Source organism: Kitasatospora sp. NPDC094019, assembly GCF_044764505.1.
GTDB lineage: Bacteria > Actinomycetota > Actinomycetes > Streptomycetales > Streptomycetaceae > Kitasatospora.
In genome coordinates, this window is record NZ_JBIWIF010000030.1 from 18,818 (window position 1) to 37,646 (window position 18,829).

Consider the following 18,829-nt stretch of genomic DNA (forward strand, 5'->3'; position numbering starts at 1 on the left):
GCCACTCCGACGGCTGCGACCTCCCCGCTCGCCGCGACCTCACCGACCGCCGTGACCTCCTCGACCTCCCCACCGCCCCCCGGCAGCGGCACCGCCGCCCGCCCGCCAGTCACCGCCCGGCCACCAGTCACCGCCCGGCCACCGATCACCGCCCGCCCGCGTCCGGCCGCCACCGCGCCGCCCGTCCGCAGCGCTCCCCCCACTTCGACTCCCACTTCGACTCCCACTTCGCCCCCCGCCTCGACCCTGGTGTCGACTCCCACCACCGCTCCCGCGCCCGGCCGCGCCGCCCCGCCCGGCCGTCCGCGCGCCGAGGGTGACTGGTTCCTCCTCCCCGCGCCCCAACCCGCCGCACCCGTCCGGCTGTTCTGCTTCCCGCACGCCGGCGGCGACGCCACCGCCTTCACCCCGCTGGCCCGGGCGGTCGCGCCCGCCGCCGAGGTCTGGGCGCTGCGCCCACCGGCCCGCGGCGGCCGCAGCCGGGAGCCGATGCCCGCCGACTTCGACGCCCTCACCGCCGCCGTCGTCGAGGCCGTCACCCCGCACCTGGGCCCCGGCCGCCGGGCCGCCTTCTACGGGCAGAGCTTCGGCGCCCTGCTCGCCCACGAGGTGGCCCGGGCGCTGCCCGCCGACCGTCGCCCCGAGCTGGTGGTGGTGGCGGGCGCGCCCTCCCCGTCCGAGTGGGCCGAACGCGAGTCCAAGGATCTTGACGCGGCCGAACTCCTGCGGCTGACCGGTCTGGAGGAGTTGGTCCGGGCCGATCCCGAGCTGGTGGAACTCGCCCTCGGCGGCATCCGCACCGACCTCGCGGTCAGCGCCACCTACCGCCACCGGCCGCACCCGCCGCTGACCTCGGCGCTGTACGCGCTGGCCGGCGCCGACGACCCGATGCTCGCCACCACCGACCTGACCGGCTGGGCGGCCCACACCCGGGGCGCCTTCGGACAGCGGATCCTGCCCGGCGGGCACCTGCTCGCCACCGTCGACCGGCCCGGCCCGGTCGACCTCCTGACCTCCCTGCTGTCCGGCCGCGCGGCGGCCGCCCCCACCGCCAGCACCACCACCACCAGCGCCACCGCCAGCACCGCCACCGCCACCGAGGAGCAGCCGTCATGGTGACCACCACTTCCGTCGACCTCACCGACCCCGCCCTGTGGGCGAGCCCCGAGACCCCGGCCCTGGTCGCCGAACTGCGCCGCGAGGCACCCGTGCACCGCACCGACAGCCTGGACGACGGCCCGATCTGGTCGGTGATGACCTACAAGGAGTCGGCCGACGTCCTGCGCAACGCCGCCGTGTTCAGCTCTGAATCCGGCTCGCTGCTGGGCGCCGGCGTCGGCAACGTGCCGGTCGGTTCGGGCCGGATGATGGCCCTCACCGACCCGCCCAAGCACCGCGAACTGCGGGCGCCCGCGAACCCGTTCTTCTCCAAGGGCGGCGTGCGCGGGGCCTCCCGCTCGATCGCCGAACGGGCCGGTGAGCTGTTCGACCGGGCGGTGGAGCAGGGCGAGGCCGACCTCGTCGACGTGGTGTCCGCGCTGCCGCTGGCCGTCATGTGCGACCTGCTGGACGTGCCGGAGCAGGACCGCGACATGATGGTCCGGGTCTGCGACGTCGCCTTCCTGGGCGCCACCCCGGAGGAACGCCGGGCCGGGCACCAGCAGTTGATCCCCTACCTGATGCACCAGGTGATGCTGCGGCGCACCGATCCCAAGGACGACCTCATCTCGATGATGGCCACCTACAAGGTCAACGGGCGGCTGATGCCGGTCGAGGACGTGGTGCTCAACCTGGACAACATCGTCGTCGGCGGCGTCCAGACCGTCCGCCACACCGCCGCGATGGGGCTGCACACCCTGGTGAACCGGCCGGACCTCTGGCAGGCGCTGCAGCGCGGCGAGGTGGACCTGGACTCCGCCGTGGACGAGCTGCTGCGCTGGACCTCGGTCGGACTGCACACGCTGCGCACCGCCACCCGGGACATCGAACTGGCCGGGCGGCAGATCCGGCGCGGAGACCGGGTCGCGGTCTGGGTGTGGTCGGCGAACCGGGACCCGGAGGCGTTCGAGGCGCCGGAGGAGATCCGGCTCGACCGCTCGCCCAACAAGCACCTGGCGCTGGGCCTGGGCGCCCACTACTGCATCGGCGCCCCGCTGGCGAAGGCCGAGCTGAGTGCGCTGTTCTCGGCGGCGCTGGAGAAGGCGGCGACCATCGAACCGGCCGGTCCGGTCGAGTACAACCGCTCGATCATCAACTTCGGCCTGGACCGTTTCCCGGTCCGGCTGACCCCGCGCTGAGGCCCCGCCGGCGCCGCCCCGGCGCCCCGACCAGCCCCTCCGACCAGCCCCTCCGACCACCCCACGACCAGCCCTTTTCCCACTCCGCACAGCCGCAGTCCCACCCCCGCCCCACCCCCCGTTCCCACCCCGTGTGCGCCCGAGGCCCGCGCAGGAGGACGGCAGTCCCGGAACTGCCGCTCACCTGCCGGGCCTTGTGCCGCTTCCGGCCCGGGCCCGCACCTACCTTCGAATCACACCGCACCGCCGCCACCACCTCACCGAGGAGAGCACCGTGAGCAACCCGTTCGAGGACGACAACGCCGGCTACCTGGTCCTGGTCAACGACGAGAACCAGCACTCGCTGTGGCCGGTCTGGATCGACGTGCCGGCCGGCTGGACCACCGTCCACGGTGAGGCGCCCCGGCAGGAGTGCCTGGACTGGATCGAGACCAACTGGACCGACATCCGCCCGGCCTCGCTGGTCGCCGGCCTCGGGAACCGGTGAGCGTCGCCATGCTGAACTGGGAGCTGAACCCCGGCCGTCCGGCCCTCCTCCACGTCCCGGCCGCCGCCGACCTCGCTGAGGGCTGCGCCTGGCTGCGCGAGCACGAGGACGAGCTGACCGCCGCCCTGCACGAGCACGGCACGGTCTTCCTGCGCGGCCTGCCGGTCGCGGCCACCGAGGACGTCGCCGCCGTCCGGGACGTGCTGATCCCCGAGCCCACCCCGTACCGGGAGAAGGCCACCCCGCGCAGCGACTTCGGCAACGGCGTGTTCTCGTCGACGGACCTGGCGGCCGCGCTGCCGATCCGGATGCACAACGAGAACAGCTACACCCTGACCTTCCCCGGCCGGCTGCTGTTCGCCTGCCTGATCGCCCCGGAGGAGGGCGGCGCCACCCCGACCGCGGACGTCCGCAAGGTCCTCGCCGGGCTGCCGCCGCACCTGGCCGAGCGCGGCCGGAGCTCCGGCTGGACCCTCGGCCGCAGCTACTCGGAGTACGTCTCGCTGCCGTGGCGGACCGCCTTCGGCACCGAGGAGCCCGCCGAGGTCGAGCAGTACTGCCGCGAGAACGGCATCACCTGGGAGTGGCTGGAGGACGGCACCCTGCGCACCGACCAGCTGCGGCCGGCCACCATCCGCCACCCGCACACCGGTGAGGAGGTCTGGTTCAACCACCTGGCCTTCTGGAACGAGTGGTCGCTGGACCCGGACATCCGGGAGGCCATGGTCGAGGAGTTCGGCCCGGACGGCCTGCCGTTCAACACCGGCTTCGGCGACCGCGAGCCGGTCACCCGCGAGGACGTCGAGGCGCTGAACGCCGCCTACGAGGCCGCGACCGTGCGGGAGACCTGGCAGGTCGGCGACGTGATGCTGGTCGACAACGTGCTCTGCGCGCACGGCCGCGACCCGTACCGCGGCGACCGGAAAATCGCCGTCGCGATGGGCCGCCCGGTCGACGTCCTCGACTGCGAGCCGTCCGTCCTCCCGACCACCGCCGTCCCCGCGTGACGGCGTCCCCCACCACACGCCCGTGACGTGAGCAGAGGAAGCACCGTGATCCCGGTTTCGTACGCACAACAGCGTCTCTGGCTGATCGACCAGATCGAAGGGCCGACCGCGCTCTACAACCTGCCGTTCGCGGTCCGACTGCGCGGCGCGCTCGACCTCGACGCGCTGCGCGCCGCGACGGCGGACGTGGTGGCCCGGCACGAGGCCCTGCGCACGGTGTTCCCGGTGGACGGCGAGGGCGTGCCGGTGCAGCACATCCTGGAGTCGGCGGAGGCGGGCACCGTCTTCACGACGCTGGAGTGCGCGCCGGCCGACTACGCCGCCCTGCGGGACCGGGCCGCGGCCCACACCTTCGACCTGAGTACCGAAACGCCCGTCCGGGTCACGGTCTTCTCGCTCACCCCGACCGACGACGCCGCCGCCGACGTCGTCCCCGAGCACGTGCTGCTGGTCGTGCTCCACCACATCGCCGGCGACGGCTGGTCGCTCGGCCCGCTGCTGCGCGACCTCGCCGACGCCTACACCGCCCGCCTCGCCGGCGCGGAGCCGGACTGGGAGCCGCTGCCGGTCCAGTACGCCGACTACGCCCTGTGGCAGCGCGAGCTGCTCGGCGAGGAGTCCGACCAGTACAGCCTGATGAGTCGTCAGCTCGACCACTGGAGAGGAGTCCTGGCCGGTCTGCCGGAGGAGCTGGAGCTGCCGACCGACCGGCCCCGGCCGCCGGTGCCGACCGGTGCCGCCGACGCGGTCCCGTTCACCCTCGGCCCGGAGCTGCACACCGCCCTGGCCGAGCTGGCCCGTCGCCACCGGGCCACCCTGTTCGCCGTCCTCCAGGCCGGTCTGGCCGCGCTGTTCACCCGGCTCGGCGCCGGTACCGACATCCCGCTCGGCACCGGTGTGGCCGGCCGCTCCGACGAGGCCCTGAACGACCTGGTCGGCTTCTTCGTCAACACCCTGGTGCTGCGCACCGACACGTCCGGCGACCCGTCCTTCGCCGAACTCGTCGGCCGGGTCCGGGAGACCCAGCTGGACGCCTTCGGCCAGCAGGACGTGCCGTTCGAGCGCCTGGTCGAGGAGGTCAACCCGGCCCGCGCGCTCGGCCGCCACCCGCTCTTCCAGACCCTGCTGGTGCTCCAGAACCACGAGGAGGGCGAACTCGGCCTGCCCGGGCTGGAGTCGGCGCCCGAACCGCTGGGCCTGCGGGTAGCCAAGTTCGACCTCAACATCGGCGTCACCGAGCGGCACGCCGAGGACGGCACCCCGGCCGGGCTGGAGGGCTCGGTCGAGTACGCGGCCGACCTCTACGACCGCGCCACCGTCGACGCGCTGTTCGCGCGCTTCGGCCGGCTGCTGGCCGCCGCCGTCGCCGACCCCGGGGCGCCGATCGGCACCCTGGACATCCTCGCCGCCGAGGAGCGCGCCCGGCTCGCCGGGGACTGGAACGCCACCGCGACGCCGGTCCGCACCGGCTCGCTGCCCGGTCTGTTCGCGGAGCAGGCCGCCCGCACCCCGGACGCGGTCGCCCTCGCCCACGACGGCGGCGAGGTCGGCTACGCCGAACTCGACGCCCGCGCCAACCGGCTCGCCCACCACCTGATCGCCGCCGGCGTCGGCCCGGAGTCCCCGGTCGCGCTGCTGATGGAACGCTCGGTGGACCTGGTGGTCGCCACCCTCGCCGTGCTCAAGGCCGGCGGCTGCTACGTGCCGATGCACGCGAGCCTGCCGCCCGAGCGGATGACCGCCCTGCTCGCCGACACCGCCGCGCCCGTCCTGATCACCGACCGGGCCGAGCCCGGCTTCGCCCACGACGCCGCCGTGGTCCGCCCCGGCGACGAGGCGGGCGCGCCCGACCACGACCCCGGCCTGAACGTCCACCCGGACCGGCTCGCCTACGTGATGTTCACCTCCGGCTCCACCGGTGCCCCCAAGGGCGTCGCGATCCGCCACCGCGACGTGGTCGACCTCGCCGACGACCGCCGCTGGCGCGACGGCCGGCACGAGCGGATCCTGCTGCACTCCCCGCACGCCTTCGACGCCGCCACCTACGAGCTGTGGACGCCGCTGCTGCACGGCGGCACCGTCGTCGTCGCCCCGCCCGGCACGATGGACGCGGCCGCCCTGCACGCCGTCGCCACCCGGCACGGCGTCACCGCGGTCTTCCTCACCAAGGCCCTGTTCGACCTGGTCGCCGAGCAGGCCCCGGAGACCTTCCGCGCCCTGCGCACGGTCTGCACCGGCGGCGAGGCGGCGTCCGGCACCCTGATGCGCCGGGTCCTGGACCACTGCCCCGACCTGCTGCTCGCCCACGTCTACGGGCCCACCGAGGCGACCACCTTCGCCACCCACCACCACCTCCTCCCGGCCGACCTGGACGGCGCCCGGGCCCCGATCGGCGGCCCGCTGGACAACATGCGCACCCACGTCCTGGACGCCCGCCTCCGGCCGGTGCCGCCCGGCGTGCCCGGCGAGCTGTACATCGCCGGAGCCGGCCTGGCCCGCGGCTACTGGCGCCGCGCCGCCCTGACCGCCGAACGCTTCGTCGCCGACCCGGACGCCCCGGACGGGAAGGGCGGCGGCCGGATGTACCGCACCGGCGACCTGGTGCGCCGCCGCGCGGACGGCGCGATCGAGTTCCTCGGCCGGATCGACGGCCAGGTCAAGCTGCGCGGCTTCCGGATCGAGCTCGGCGAGATCGAAGCGGCGCTCTCCCGCCACCCCGCCGTCCGCCAGGTCATCGTGGTCGCCCGCGAGGACCGCCCCGGCGACACCCGCCTCGTCGGCTACTGCGCCGTGACGGCCGGGGCCCTCGACGGGCGGCCCGGTCTCGCCGCCGAGCTCAAGGAGTTCGCCGCCGCCGCCCTGCCCGGCTACATGGTGCCCGCCGCCGTCCTGGTGCTGGACGCGCTGCCGCTGAACGCCAACGGCAAGGTCGACCGGCGCGCCCTGCCCGCCCCCGAGTTCGGCGCCGACGCGGCCGGCCGCGCCCCGCGCGACGAACGCGAACGGGCCCTGTGCGCCCTGTTCGGCGAGATCCTCGGCATCGAGGACATCACCGTCGACGACGACTTCTTCGCCCTCGGCGGCCACTCGCTGCTCGCCACCCGTCTGGTCGGCCGGGTCCGCGCCGACCTCGGCGCCGAACTGGCCATCGGCGACCTCTTCCAGGCCCCGACCGTCGCCGCCCTGGCCGCCCGGCTCGCCGACGGCCCGGCCCGCCCGGCCCTGCTGCCCGAGCGGCGCCCCGAGCACCTGCCGGTCTCCTTCGCCCAGCGCCGCCTGTGGTTCCTCGGCAAGGCCGAGGGCCCCGCCGCGACCTACAACGTCACCCTCGCCCTGCGGCTGTCCGGCCCGCTCGACACCGCCGCCCTGGAACGCGCCCTCGGCGACGTGGTCGCCCGGCACGAGTCGCTGCGCACCGTCTTCACCGAGATCGACGGCGTCCCCTACCAGCGGGTCCTGGACGGCCCGCCCGGGCCGCTGCTCACCGTCACCGACCGCCCGGCGCAGGACCTCGTCGGCCACACCTTCGACCTGGCCCGGGACGTCCCGCTGCACGCGTACCTGTGCCCCGAGGGACCCGCCGAGCACGTGCTCACCCTGGTGCTGCACCACATCGCCGGCGACGGCTGGTCGCTGCGCCCGCTGTTCCGCGACCTCGCCGACGCCTACACCGCCCACCGCGACGGCACCGCCCCCGAGCCGGGCCCGCTGCCCGTGCAGTACGCCGACTACACCCTCTGGCAGTACCGGCTGCTCGGCGCCGACACCGACCCGCGCTCCCTGCTGTCCCGTCAGCTCGACCACTGGCGCGAGGCCCTGTCCGGCCTTCCCGACGAGCTTCCGCTGCCGCTGGACCGCCCCCGCCCGCCGGTGCCCACCCACCGCGGCGACGTCGTCGAACTCGACCTCGACGCCGCGCTGCACGCCCGGCTCGCCGAACTGGCCGGCCGGCACGGGGTCACCCTGTTCATGGTGCTCCAGGCCGCCTGGGCCACCCTGCTGCACCGCTTCGGCGCCGGGGACGACGTCCCGATGGGCACCCCGCTGGCGGGCCGGCTCGACACCGCCCTGGACGACCTGGTCGGCTTCTTCGCCAACACCCTGGTGCTGCGCACCGACCTGAGCGGCTCGCCCAGCTTCACCGAGCTGCTGGCCCGGGTCCGGGAGGCCGACCTCGCCGCCTACGCCCACCAGGACGTGCCGTTCGAGCGGCTGGTCGAGGAGCTCAACCCGGCCCGCACCCTCGCCCGGCACCCGCTGTTCCAGGTGATGATCGCCTTCGACAACACCACCGGCGGTGGACCGGAGTTCCCCGGCACCCGTGCCTCCTACGAGCCGCTGGGCCTGCCCACCACCCCCTTCGACCTGACCCTCAACCTGTCCGAGCAGCACCGGCCGGACGGCTCCCCGGCGGGCCTCACCGGCGGCCTGGAGTTCGCCGTCGACCTGTTCGACCGGGGGACCGCCGAGCGGCTCGCCGCGGCCCTGGCCGGCCTGCTCGACCAGGTCGCCGAGCGGCCCGGCCTCCCGGTCGCCGAGCTGGACGTGCTCGGCGCCGAGGGCCGCGCCGACCTCGCCCGCTGGCACGACACCGCCCGCCCCGGCGGCGAGGAGCTGCTCCCGGCCGCGTTCGCCGCCCAGGCGGCCGCCACCCCGGACGCCACCGCCCTGGTCTTCGGCGAGCAGCGGCTGAGCTTCGCCGAACTTGACGCCCGCGCCAACCGGCTCGCCCACGGCCTGGCCGGCGCCGGGATCGGCCCCGAATCGCTGGTCGCGCTCGCCGTGCCCCGCTCCGCCGAGTCGATCGTCGCCCTGCTCGCCGTACTCAAGGCCGGCGCCGCCTACCTGCCGCTGGACTCCGACTACCCGCGCGACCGGCTGGCGGGCATGCTCGCCGACGCCCGCCCGGCGGCCGTGCTCAGCACCGATGCCTGGCCGCTGCCCGAGGTGCTGGAGGGCCTGACCGTCCTGCCCGCCGAGGCCACGTCCTGGGCGGAACTGCCCGCCGCGGAACCGCGGGTCGAGGTCGGCCCCGAGCACGCCGCCTACGTCATCTACACCTCCGGCTCCACCGGCCGCCCCAAGGGCGTCGTGGTCCGCCACGGCGGCCTCGCCCACCTGCTCGCCTTCCACCGCGCCGGGACCCTCGCCCCCGCGCAACAGGCCCACCCCGGGCGGCGGTTCGCCTTCGCCGCCACCGCCTCGCTGTCCTTCGACACCTCCCTCGAAGCGGTGCTCTGGATGGTCGCCGGCCAGGAGCTCCACCTGCTCGACGACGACCTGCGCCGCGACGCGGCCGGAATCGTCGGCTACCTGGCCCGGACCGGCGCCGACACCCTCGACGTCACCCCCGCGCTGGCCGAGCGGCTGGTCGAGGAGGGACTGCTCACCGTCGCCCCGCCCGCCGTGCTGATGATCGGCGGCGAAGCCTGCGGCCAGCAGCTCTGGACCACCCTGAGCGCCGCGCCCGACACCGTCGTGTTCAACCTCTACGGGCCGACCGAGTGCACCGTCGACGCCCTGCACCACCGCCTCGACGGCGCCGTCGCCCGGCCGGTGATCGGCCGCCCGCTGCCCAACCTGCGCGCCCACCTGCTGGACGCCCGGCTGCGCCCGGTCCCGGTCGGCGTGCCCGGCGAGCTGTACCTGAGCGGCCCCGGCCTGGCCCGTGGCTACCTCGGCCGCCCGGCCCTGAGCGCCGAGCGCTTCGTCGCCGACCCGTTCGGCGACGGCGACCGGATGTACCGTACCGGCGACCTCGCCCGCCGCCGCACCGACGGCACGGTGGAGTTCCTCGGCCGCACCGACCACCAGGTCAAGGTGCGCGGCTTCCGGATCGAACTCGGCGAGATCGAGGCCGTCCTCACCGCCCACCCCGGGGTGGTGCAGGCCGTCGTGCTGCCGCACCAGGACGGCACCGCCGGCACCCGGCTGGTCGCCCACCTGGCCGTCGCGACCGGCGCCGACCCGGCCGCGCTCGACCTCGCCTCGGTGCGCGCCCACGTCGCCGCCGCCCTGCCCGACTACATGGTCCCGGCGGCGTTCACCGCCCTGGCCGCGCTGCCGCTCAACGTCAACGGCAAACTCGACCGGGCCGCCCTGCCCGCCCCCGACTTCACCGCCGCCGCCGGAGCCGGCCGGGCCGCCCGCACCCCGCGCGAGCAGATCCTCTGCGGACTCTTCGGCGAGGTCCTGGGCGTGCCGGAGGTCTCGATCGACGACGACTTCTTCGCCCTCGGCGGTCACTCGCTGCTCGCCACCAAGCTGCTCAGCCGGGTCCGCGCCACCCTCGGCGCCGAACTCGGGATCCGGGACGTCTTCGAGGCCCCGACCGTGGCCGGGCTGGTCGAGCGCCTCGACGGCGCGGACGCCCGCCCGGCGCTGACCGCCGGCCCGCGCCCCGAGCGACTGCCGCTCTCCTCGGCGCAGCGCCGGCTCTGGCTGATCGACCGGATGGAGGGCCCCTCCGCCCTCTACAACATGCCGTTCGCGCTGCGCCTCACCGGCCTGCTGGACCGGGCCGCGCTCACCGCGGCCCTGACCGACCTGGTCACCCGGCACGAGAGTCTGCGCACCGTGGTCGCCGAGCACGAGGGCGAGCCGTACCAGCGGGTGCTGGCCCCGGCCGAGGCCGCCGTGCCGGTCGAACTCCTCGACTGCGCGCCGGAGTCCGTCGAGGCCGAGGTCGACCGGGCGGCCCGCCGGCCGTTCGACCTGGCGGCCGAGCCGCCGGTGCGGGTCACCCTGCTCCGGGTGTCGGAGTACGAGCACGTCCTGGTCGTCGCGCTGCACCACATCGCCGGCGACGGCTGGTCGATGGGGCCGCTGCTGCGCGACCTCACCGAGTCCTACACCCTGCGCCTCGGCGGCGAGCCGCCGCTGCTCGAACCGCTCGCCGTCCAGTACGCCGACTACGCGCTCTGGCAGCACCGGCTGCTCGGCGACGAGGCCGACCCGACGAGCCTGGTCTCCCGCCAGCTCGCCTACTGGCGCGAGACCCTGGCCGACCTGCCGGAGGAGATCGCGCTGCCGGTCGACCGTCCGCGCGGTGCCCGGGCCGGCCACCGCGGCGCCCGGGTCGCGCTGCCGATCGACGCCGCCCTCCACGCCGGGCTGGTCGCGCTGTCCCGCGAGCACCGGGTCACCCTGTTCATGACCTGCCAGGCGGCGCTGGCCGCGCTGCTCACCCGCCTCGGCGCCGGTACGGACGTGCCGATCGGCTCGGTCGTCGCCGGCCGCTCCGACGAGGCGCTGGACGAGCTGGTCGGGTTCTTCGTCAACACCCTGGTGCTGCGCACCGACACTTCCCCTCGCTCCGCTGGGGATGCCCCTCCGGGGGGCCCGGCCTTCGCCGAACTCCTGGCCCGGGTCCGGGAGACCGGCCTCGGTGCCTACGCCCACCAGGACGTGCCGTTCGAGCGGCTGGTCGAGGAGCTCAACCCGGCCCGCTCGCTGTCCCGGCACCCGCTGTTCCAGGTCGCGATGGTGCTCCAGTCCACCGACGAGGGGGAGTTGGAGCTGCCCGGCCTGGAGGTCGAGGCGCTGCCCTCGGACACCGGCGTCGCCAAGTTCGACCTCAACGTCACCCTGGAGGAGTTCTTCGGTCCGGACGGCGCGCCCGCGGGTCTGGACTGCGCGATCGACTACGCCACCGACCTGTTCGACCGGGAGACGGTGGAGGCCGTGGCGGCCCGCTTCGGCCGGCTGCTGGCCGAGGTGGTGGCGCACCCCGAGCGGCCGATCGGCCGGGTGGACCTGCTGGACGCCGCCGAGCGCGCCGTCCTGCTCGCCCCCGCCGCCGCCCTGCCCGCCGAACTCCCGCTCGTTCCGGCCGCGTTCGCCGCCCAGGTGGCCGCCACCCCGGACGCCACCGCCCTGGTGTTCGGAGAACTACGGTTCAGCTACGCCGAGTTGGACGCCCGGGCGAACCGGCTCGCGCACGGCCTGCTGGCCGCCGGTATCGGTCCGGAGTCCGTGGTCGCGCTCGCCCTGCCCCGCTCGGCGGAGACCGTCGTCGCCCAACTCGCGGTGCTCAAGGCCGGAGCGGCCTTCCTGCCGCTGGACGCCGACTACCCGCTGGAGCGCACCGCCCACATGCTGGCCGACGCCCGCCCGGCGGCCGTGCTCAGCACCGACGCCTGGCCGCTGCCCGAGGTGCTGGAGGGCCTGACCGTCCTGCCCGCCGACGCCGCGGCCTGGTCGGAGCGGCCCGCCGAGGCCCCGCCGCTGCGGATCGGGGCGGCCCACGCCGCCTACGTCATCTACACCTCCGGTTCCACCGGCCGCCCCAAGGGCGTCCTGGTGAGCCACGGCTCGATCGCCGCCCTGCTGGCCCAGCACCGGGCCGAGACCTTCGCCGGGCCGCAGCTCCGGCACGGTCGACTGAGCGTCGCCCTGACCGCCTCGCTCTGCTTCGACGCCTCCTGGGACAGCCTGCTCTGGATGGTCGCCGGCCATGAACTGCACCTGATCGGCGACGAGCTGCGCCGCGACGCCGCCGCGCTGGTCCGCCATGTGCGCGGAACCGGGCCCGGAACCGGAATCGACGTCGTCAACGTCACCCCCAGCTACGCCGAACAGCTCCTCGCCGAGGGCCTGTTGGACGAGGCGGGACCGGCCGGGGACGGACCGGCCGGTAGCGGAACAGCCGGTAGCGGAACGGAGGGCCGGGCGCCCAAGGTGCTGCTGCTCGGCGGCGAGGCCGTCGGCCGGTCCCTCTGGACCAGGCTCCGGGAGACCCCGGGCCTCGACGCCCACAACCTCTACGGCCCCACCGAGGCGACCGTCGACACCCTGATCCAGGCGTTCGCCGACTCCGAGCACCCCTCGCTCGGCCACCCCGTGCTCGGCACCCGCGCCCACGTCCTGGACGAGTACCTCGCGCCGGTCCCGGTGGGCGTGCCCGGCGAGCTGTACCTCGCCGGCCACAGCCTGGCCCGCGGCTACCTGGGCCGTCCGGCGCTGACCGCCGAGCGTTTCGTCGCCGACCCGTTCACCGCCGGGGACCGGATGTACCGGACCGGGGACCTGGTGCGGCGCACCAGGGACGGCGGGATCGAGTACCTGGGCCGTACCGACGACCAGGTGAAGATCCGCGGCTTCCGGATCGAACTCGGCGAGATCGAGCAGGCGCTGACCCGCCACGAGGCGGTCCGGCAGGCCGTGGTCACCGTGCACGAGGGCGCCGACGGCGACCGCCGCCTGGTCGCCCACTGCGCCACCGGCAGCTCCGTGAGCGATGCCGAGCTCGCCCAGGAACTGCGCCGGTTCGCCGCCCGGTGGCTGCCCGCCCACATGGTCCCGGCCGCCGTCGTCCCGCTCGACGCGCTGCCGCTGACCGGCAGCGGCAAGGTCGACCGGCGGGCCCTGCCCGCCCCCGACTTCGCCCTCTTCACCGGCGGCCGGGCGGCCCGCACCGCCCGCGAGGAGATCCTCTGCGGCCTCTTCGGCGAAGTCCTCGGCGTCGAACGGGTCTCCATCGACGACGACTTCTTCGCCCTCGGCGGCCACTCGCTGCTCGCCATGAAGCTGGCCGGCCGGGTCCGCGCCACCCTCGGCACCGAACTCGGCATCCGGGACGTCTTCGAGGCCCCGACCGTGGCCGGCCTCGCCCAGCGGCTGGACGGCGGCGCCGAGGCCCGGCCCGCGCCGACGGCCGGCCCGCGCCCCGAGCGGCTGCCGCTCTCCTCCGCGCAGCGCCGGCTCTGGCTGATCGACCGGATGGAGGGCCCGTCCGGGCTCTACAACCTGCCGCTGTCCCTGCGGATCGGCGGCCCGCTCGACCCGGCCGCCCTGGCCGCCGCCCTCACCGACGTGGTGGCCCGGCACGAGAGCCTGCGCACCGTGATCGCCGAACAGGACGGCGAGCCGTACCAGCGGATCGTCCCGGCCGCCGAGGCCCTGGTCCCGTTCGAGCACCGCACCATCCCGGCGGCCGACCCGGCGGCGGAGGTCGCCGCCTTCGCGGACCGGCCCTTCGACCTCGCCGCCGACCTGCCGCTGCGGGCCCTGCTGCTGCCCGCCGCCGACGGTACCCGGAAGGCGGGGGAGACCCAGGAGGCCCAGGAGGCGGAGGAGTCCCGGGACGCGGAGGAGCCCCGGGAGCACCTGCTCGTCCTCGTCCTGCACCACATCGCCGGTGACGGCCGCTCGATGGAGCCGCTGCTGCGCGACCTCTCCGCCGCCTACGCGGCCCGCCGCGACGGCACCGCCCCCGCGCTGTGCCCGCTGCCGGTCCAGTACGCCGACTACGCGCTCTGGCAGCGCGAGCTGCTCGGCGACGAGGCCGACCCGCAGAGCCCGGCCGCCCGCCAACTCGCCCACTGGCGCGCGGCGCTGGCCGGCCTGCCGGAGGAGATCGCGCTGCCGGCCGACCGCCCCCGGCGCGCCGACAGCTCCCACCGCGGCGACCGGGTGGTGCTCCCGCTCGGCGCCGAGCTCCACCGCGGGCTGACCGCCCTGGCGCGCGAGCACCGGGTGACGATGTTCATGACCCTCCAGGCCGGCCTGGCCGCGCTGCTCACCCGCCTCGGCGCCGGTACCGACGTGCCGATCGGCTCGGTGGTCGCGGGCCGCACGGACGAGGCGCTGGACGAGCTGGTCGGGTTCTTCGTCAACACCCTGGTGCTGCGCACCGACACTTCGGGGGACCCGGCCTTCGCCGAGCTGCTGGGGCGGGTCCGGGAGACCCAGCTGGACGCCCACGCCCATCAGGACGTGCCGTTCGAGCGGCTGGTCGAGGAGCTCAACCCGGCCCGCTCGTTGGCCCGGCACCCGCTGTTCCAGGTGATGCTGCTGCTGGAGGGCGCGAGCCAGGGCGCGACCGGCGGTGACGCCCCGCTCGACCTGGCCGGGCTGCCGGCCGCGATCGAACCGGTCGGCGGGTACGTCGCCAAGTTCGACCTGTCCGTCGGCATGGGGGAGTCCTTCGACGCCGAGGGCGCGCCCGCCGGTCTGGAGTGCGCGATCGACTACGCCACCGACCTGTTCGACCGGGAGACGGTGGAGGCGATCGCGGTCCGCTTCGGTCGGCTGCTGGCCGAAGTGGTGGCGCACCCGGAGCGGCCGATCGGCCGGGTGGAGCTGCTCGGTGGCGCCGAGCGCGCGGCCCTGCTCGCCCCCGCCGCCGCCCTGCCCGCCGACGTCCCGCTGCTGCCCGCCGCGTTCGCTGCCCAGGTGGCCGCCACCCCGAACGCCACCGCCCTGGTCTGCGGCGAGCTGCGGCTGAGCTTCGCCGACCTGGACGCCCGCGCCGCGCTGCTGGCCGAGCGGCTGCGGGCGTCCGGGGCCGGTCCCGGCACCGTGGTCGCCCTGGCCCTGCCGCGCTCGGCGGAGACCGTGGTCGCCCTGCTGGCCGTCCTGCGCTCCGGCGCGGCCTCGCTCCCGCTGGACGCCGAGTACCCGGCCGAGCGGACGGCGGCGATGCTCGCCGACGCCGCGCCCGGGCTCGTCCTCACCGACGAGGGCTGGCCGCTGCCGGAACTCCTCACCGGCCGGACCGTCCTGCCGGTGCGCGGCCCCCGCCCGGGGACCGCCCCGGACCCGGCCGCCGCCCCGGACCCGGCGGACGCCGCCTACGTCATCTACACCTCCGGCTCCACCGGCCGCCCCAAGGGGGTGCTGGTCGGCCACGGCTCGATCGCCGCCCTGCTCGCCTCGCACCGCGCGCCCACCGGTCCGATCGGCGCGGGCGAACGGGAGGGCGGGCGCCGCCGGGTCGCCCTGACCGCCTCGCTCTGCTTCGACGCCTCCTGGGACGGGCTGCTCTGGCTGGTCGCCGGCCACGAACTGCACCTGGTCGGCGACGAGGTCCGGCGCGACGCCGCCGCGCTGGTCCGGCACCTGCGGACCGAGCGGATCGACGTCCTGGAGGTCACCCCCTCCTACGCCGAACAACTCCTCGACGAGGGTCTGCTCGACCCGGCCGCCCCGCAGGGCCCGGCCCCGACCATGGTGCTGCTCGGCGGCGAGGCCGTCGGCCAGTCCCTCTGGACCAGACTGCGCGAGGCCCCGCACACCACCGCCCACAACCTCTACGGCCCCACCGAGGCCACCGTCGACGCCCTGGTCCGGCCGCTCGCCGAGGGCGGGCGCCCCGGCCTGGGCCACCCGGTGCTCGGCACCCGCGCCCTGGTCCTGGACGAACGGCTGACGCCGGTCCCGGTGGGCGTGCCCGGCGAGCTCTACCTGGCCGGCTCGGGCCTGGCCCTGGGTTACCTGGGCCGTCCGGCGCTGACCGCCGAGCGTTTCGTCGCCGACCCGTTCACCGCCGGGGACCGGATGTACCGCACGGGGGACCTGGTGCGGCGCACCAGGGACGGTGGGATCGAGTACCTGGGCCGTACCGACGACCAGGTGAAGATCCGCGGCTTCCGGATCGAACTCGGCGAGATCGAGCACGTGCTGACCCGCCACCCCCGGGTGCGGGCCGCCACCGTGACCGCCCGCGAGGACGGTGCCACCGGGCCGCGCCTGGTCGCCTACGTCGTCCCCGACGGAGCGGGGGACGCCGCCGCGCCGCTGGACCCGGCCGAACTGCGGGCCTTCGCCGCCGAGTCGCTGCCCGGCTACATGCTTCCGACGGCCTTCGTCCCGCTCACCGCCCTCCCGCTCACCGCCAGCGGCAAGGTGGACCGGCGGGCCCTGCCCGCCCCCGACCCGGCCGCGTCGCCCACCGGACGCGCGCCGCGCACCCCGCGCGAGGAACTGCTCTGCGGCCTCTTCGCCGAGGTGCTCGGAGTGGAACGGGTCTCGATCGACGACGGCTTCTTCGACCTCGGCGGCCACTCGCTGCTGGCGATGAAGCTGCTCGGCCGGATCCGCGCCGCCCTCGCGGCCGAGCTCGGCGAGCGCGCCGACCTCGGCATGCGGGCCCTGTTCGAGGCCCCCACCCCGGCCGGACTGGCCCGCCGGCTGGAGGCCGCGGCCGATCGCGCGCCGGCCGATCGCGTGCCCGACGCCCTGGACGTGCTGCTCCCGCTGCGGACCGGCGGCGGGAAGGCCCCGCTGTTCTGCGTCCACCCCGCCGCCGGCATCAGCTGGGTCTACTCCGGCCTGCTGCGCCACCTCGACCCGGGCCGGCCGGTGCTCGGCCTCCAGGCCCGGGGCCTGCGCGGCGGCTCCCCGGACTCCGTCGCCGGGATCGCCGCGGACTACGTGCGGGAGATCCGCGCCGTCCGCCCGCAGGGCCCCTACCACCTGCTGGGCTGGTCGTTCGGCGCGGTGGTCGCCCAGGAGATGGCGGTCCAGCTGCGGGCGGCCGGCCAGGAGGTGGGCCTGCTCGCCCTCCTCGACGGCCTCCCGGCCGGCCCGGCCACGGAGGAGCCGCCGGCCTCGGACGACCCGGTGGAGACCCTCGCCGAGCTGCTCGCCTCGCTCGGCTACGACCCGGCCGACGGGCGCGGGCAGGCCGATCTGACCGCCCTGCTGGGCGAGGCGGCGGCGCTGCTTCCGGACGTCTTCGAGCACCACCGCAAGCTGATGGCCGAGCACGTGCCCGGCCACTACCGGGGTCCGGCGGTGTTCGTCGGCGCCACCGCCGACAAGCCCGCCGACTGGCCCTACGAGGCCGCCTGGGCCCCCTACCTGACCGGCCCGGTCGCCGCCCACCGGATCGACTGCGCGCACGGCGCGCTGACCCAACCCGAGCCGCTCGCACGGATCGCCGCCGTGCTGGCCGAGACGCTGGAGAGTGACCCGCGATGACCACGAGTACCGTCCCGGTCGAACCGCCCGTGGTGGACGAGGGCCCGCGCCCCGGCCGATGGGGCCTCTGGGCCCAGCGCAACTTCCGCAAGCTCTGGATCGGTGAGACGGCCAGCGGCCTCGGCACCGCCGTCGGCAATGTCGCCCTCGCCCTGGTGGCGGTGGTGACCCTGGACGCCTCGCCGTTCATGGTCGGCGTGCTGACCGCCTCCGCGTGGGTCCCGTGGCTGTTCCTCGGCCTGCTGGCCGGCGCCTGGGTGGACCGCTGGCCCCGGCTGAAGGTGATGCTGATCTGCGACCTGCTGCTGCTGGTGCTGTTCGGCAGCGTGCCGGTGGCCGGCTGGTTCGACGCGCTGACGATGGCGCAGCTGATCGTGGTGGCCCTGCTGGCCGGCGCGGTGAAGGTGTTCTTCTCCACCGCGTACGGCGCCGTGCTGCCGGCCCTGGTCGCCAAGGACGACCTGCTGGAGGCCAACGTCAAGCTGCGCTCAGGGGACTCGGCGGCGGAGATCGCCGGCCCCGGCCTGGCCGGTCTGCTGTCCCAGGTCTTCGGCGCGGCCAGCGGTCTGCTGGCCGACGCGGTCACCTACCTGGTCTCGGCGATCTGCCTGGGCGGCATCAAGGTGAAGGAGACACCGCCGCCGGTGGCCGCCCGGCGCGGCATCCTGCGCGAGATCGGGGAGGGCGTGCGCTTCCTCGCCGGTGACCCGTTCCTGCGCAACCTGGCCCTGTTCGGCGCGGTCGGCAACCTCGGTCTGAACGGCATCCAGGCCGTGCAGACGATCTTCCTGGTCCGCAGCGTCGGGGTGTCGCCCGGCGGCATCGGCGCCGTCTTCGCGGTGGTGTCGGTCGGCGGTCTGGCCGGGGCCGCCCTGGCCGGGCGGATCGCCCGCCGCTTCGGCACCGCGCGCGGGCTGCTGCTGTGCGAGCTGGTCGCCGCGCCGTTCATCCTGCTGCTGCCGCTGGCCGGTTCCCGGCTGCCGCTCGCGGTGAGCGCCGTCGCCTGGTCGGTCGCGGTCTGCGGGGTGATCGCCGGGAACGTGCTCGCCGGGAGCTTCTACCAGTCCTACTGCCCGCCCGACATGATCGGCCGGATCCGGGCCAGCGCCTCGACCGTCAACTTCAGCGCGATCCCGGTGGGCGCCCTGCTCGGCGGCTGGCTGGGCGAGGTGCTCGGCGCCCGCACCACGATCTGGATCATGGCCGGGGTGCTGCTCTCGGCCGGCGCGGTGCTGCTGGCCGGCCCGCTGCGGGCGCGCCGGGACTTCCCCGAGCGCCCGGCCGCGGCCCCGGCCGCCGCCTGAGCCTGCCGCCCGATCTGCCCGGCACCTCTC

At 75.7% G+C, this 18,829-nt stretch carries 6 protein-coding genes; all 6 read left to right on the forward strand.

The genetic code is table 11. The features are described 5' to 3' along the window. Nucleotides 1–249 precede the first annotated feature (249 nt). The gene (locus tag ACIQ9P_RS37160) at nt 250–1,119 is read left to right on the forward strand and encodes a thioesterase II family protein (RefSeq protein ID WP_402366259.1); all 870 of its coding nucleotides are present in this window, start codon (nt 250–252) and stop codon (nt 1,117–1,119) included. Next, a complete protein-coding gene (locus ACIQ9P_RS37165; protein WP_402366262.1) occupies nt 1,113–2,297 on the forward strand; it encodes a cytochrome P450 in 1,185 nt (394 codons plus the stop codon). The genes ACIQ9P_RS37160 and ACIQ9P_RS37165 overlap by 7 nt, the downstream gene beginning before the upstream one ends. A 274-nt stretch (nt 2,298–2,571) precedes the next feature. Next, complete coding sequence (locus tag ACIQ9P_RS37170; RefSeq protein WP_093862994.1) at nt 2,572–2,784, forward strand: MbtH family protein; 213 nt, start codon at nt 2,572–2,574, stop codon at nt 2,782–2,784. Nucleotides 2,785–2,792: 8 nt separating this feature from the next. After that, nucleotides 2,793–3,791, forward strand: coding sequence for a TauD/TfdA family dioxygenase (locus ACIQ9P_RS37175; protein WP_402366341.1), 999 nt, complete (start codon nt 2,793–2,795; stop codon nt 3,789–3,791). Between the two features lie 45 nt (nt 3,792–3,836). Continuing rightward, nucleotides 3,837–17,495 (forward strand): amino acid adenylation domain-containing protein, encoded by a 13,659-nt coding sequence (locus tag ACIQ9P_RS37180; protein WP_402366266.1) that lies wholly within the window; start codon nt 3,837–3,839, stop codon nt 17,493–17,495. Continuing rightward, entirely contained in the window at nt 17,492–18,799 is a 1,308-nt protein-coding gene (locus tag ACIQ9P_RS37185; RefSeq protein WP_402366268.1) for an MFS transporter, read from the forward strand. Before ACIQ9P_RS37180 ends, ACIQ9P_RS37185 begins: the two co-directional genes overlap by 4 nt. Nucleotides 18,800–18,829: the final 30 nt, after the last annotated feature.

Excerpts from the sequence above, each read along its gene's own strand:
- ACIQ9P_RS37165 (WP_402366262.1), top strand. The coding sequence starts at position 1,113 with ATGGTGACCACCACTTCCGTCGACCTCACCGACCCCGCCCTGTGGGCG.
- ACIQ9P_RS37185 (WP_402366268.1), top strand. The coding sequence starts at position 17,492 with ATGACCACGAGTACCGTCCCGGTCGAACCGCCCGTGGTGGACGAGGGC.
- ACIQ9P_RS37175 (WP_402366341.1), top strand. The coding sequence starts at position 2,793 with ATGCTGAACTGGGAGCTGAACCCCGGCCGTCCGGCCCTCCTCCACGTC.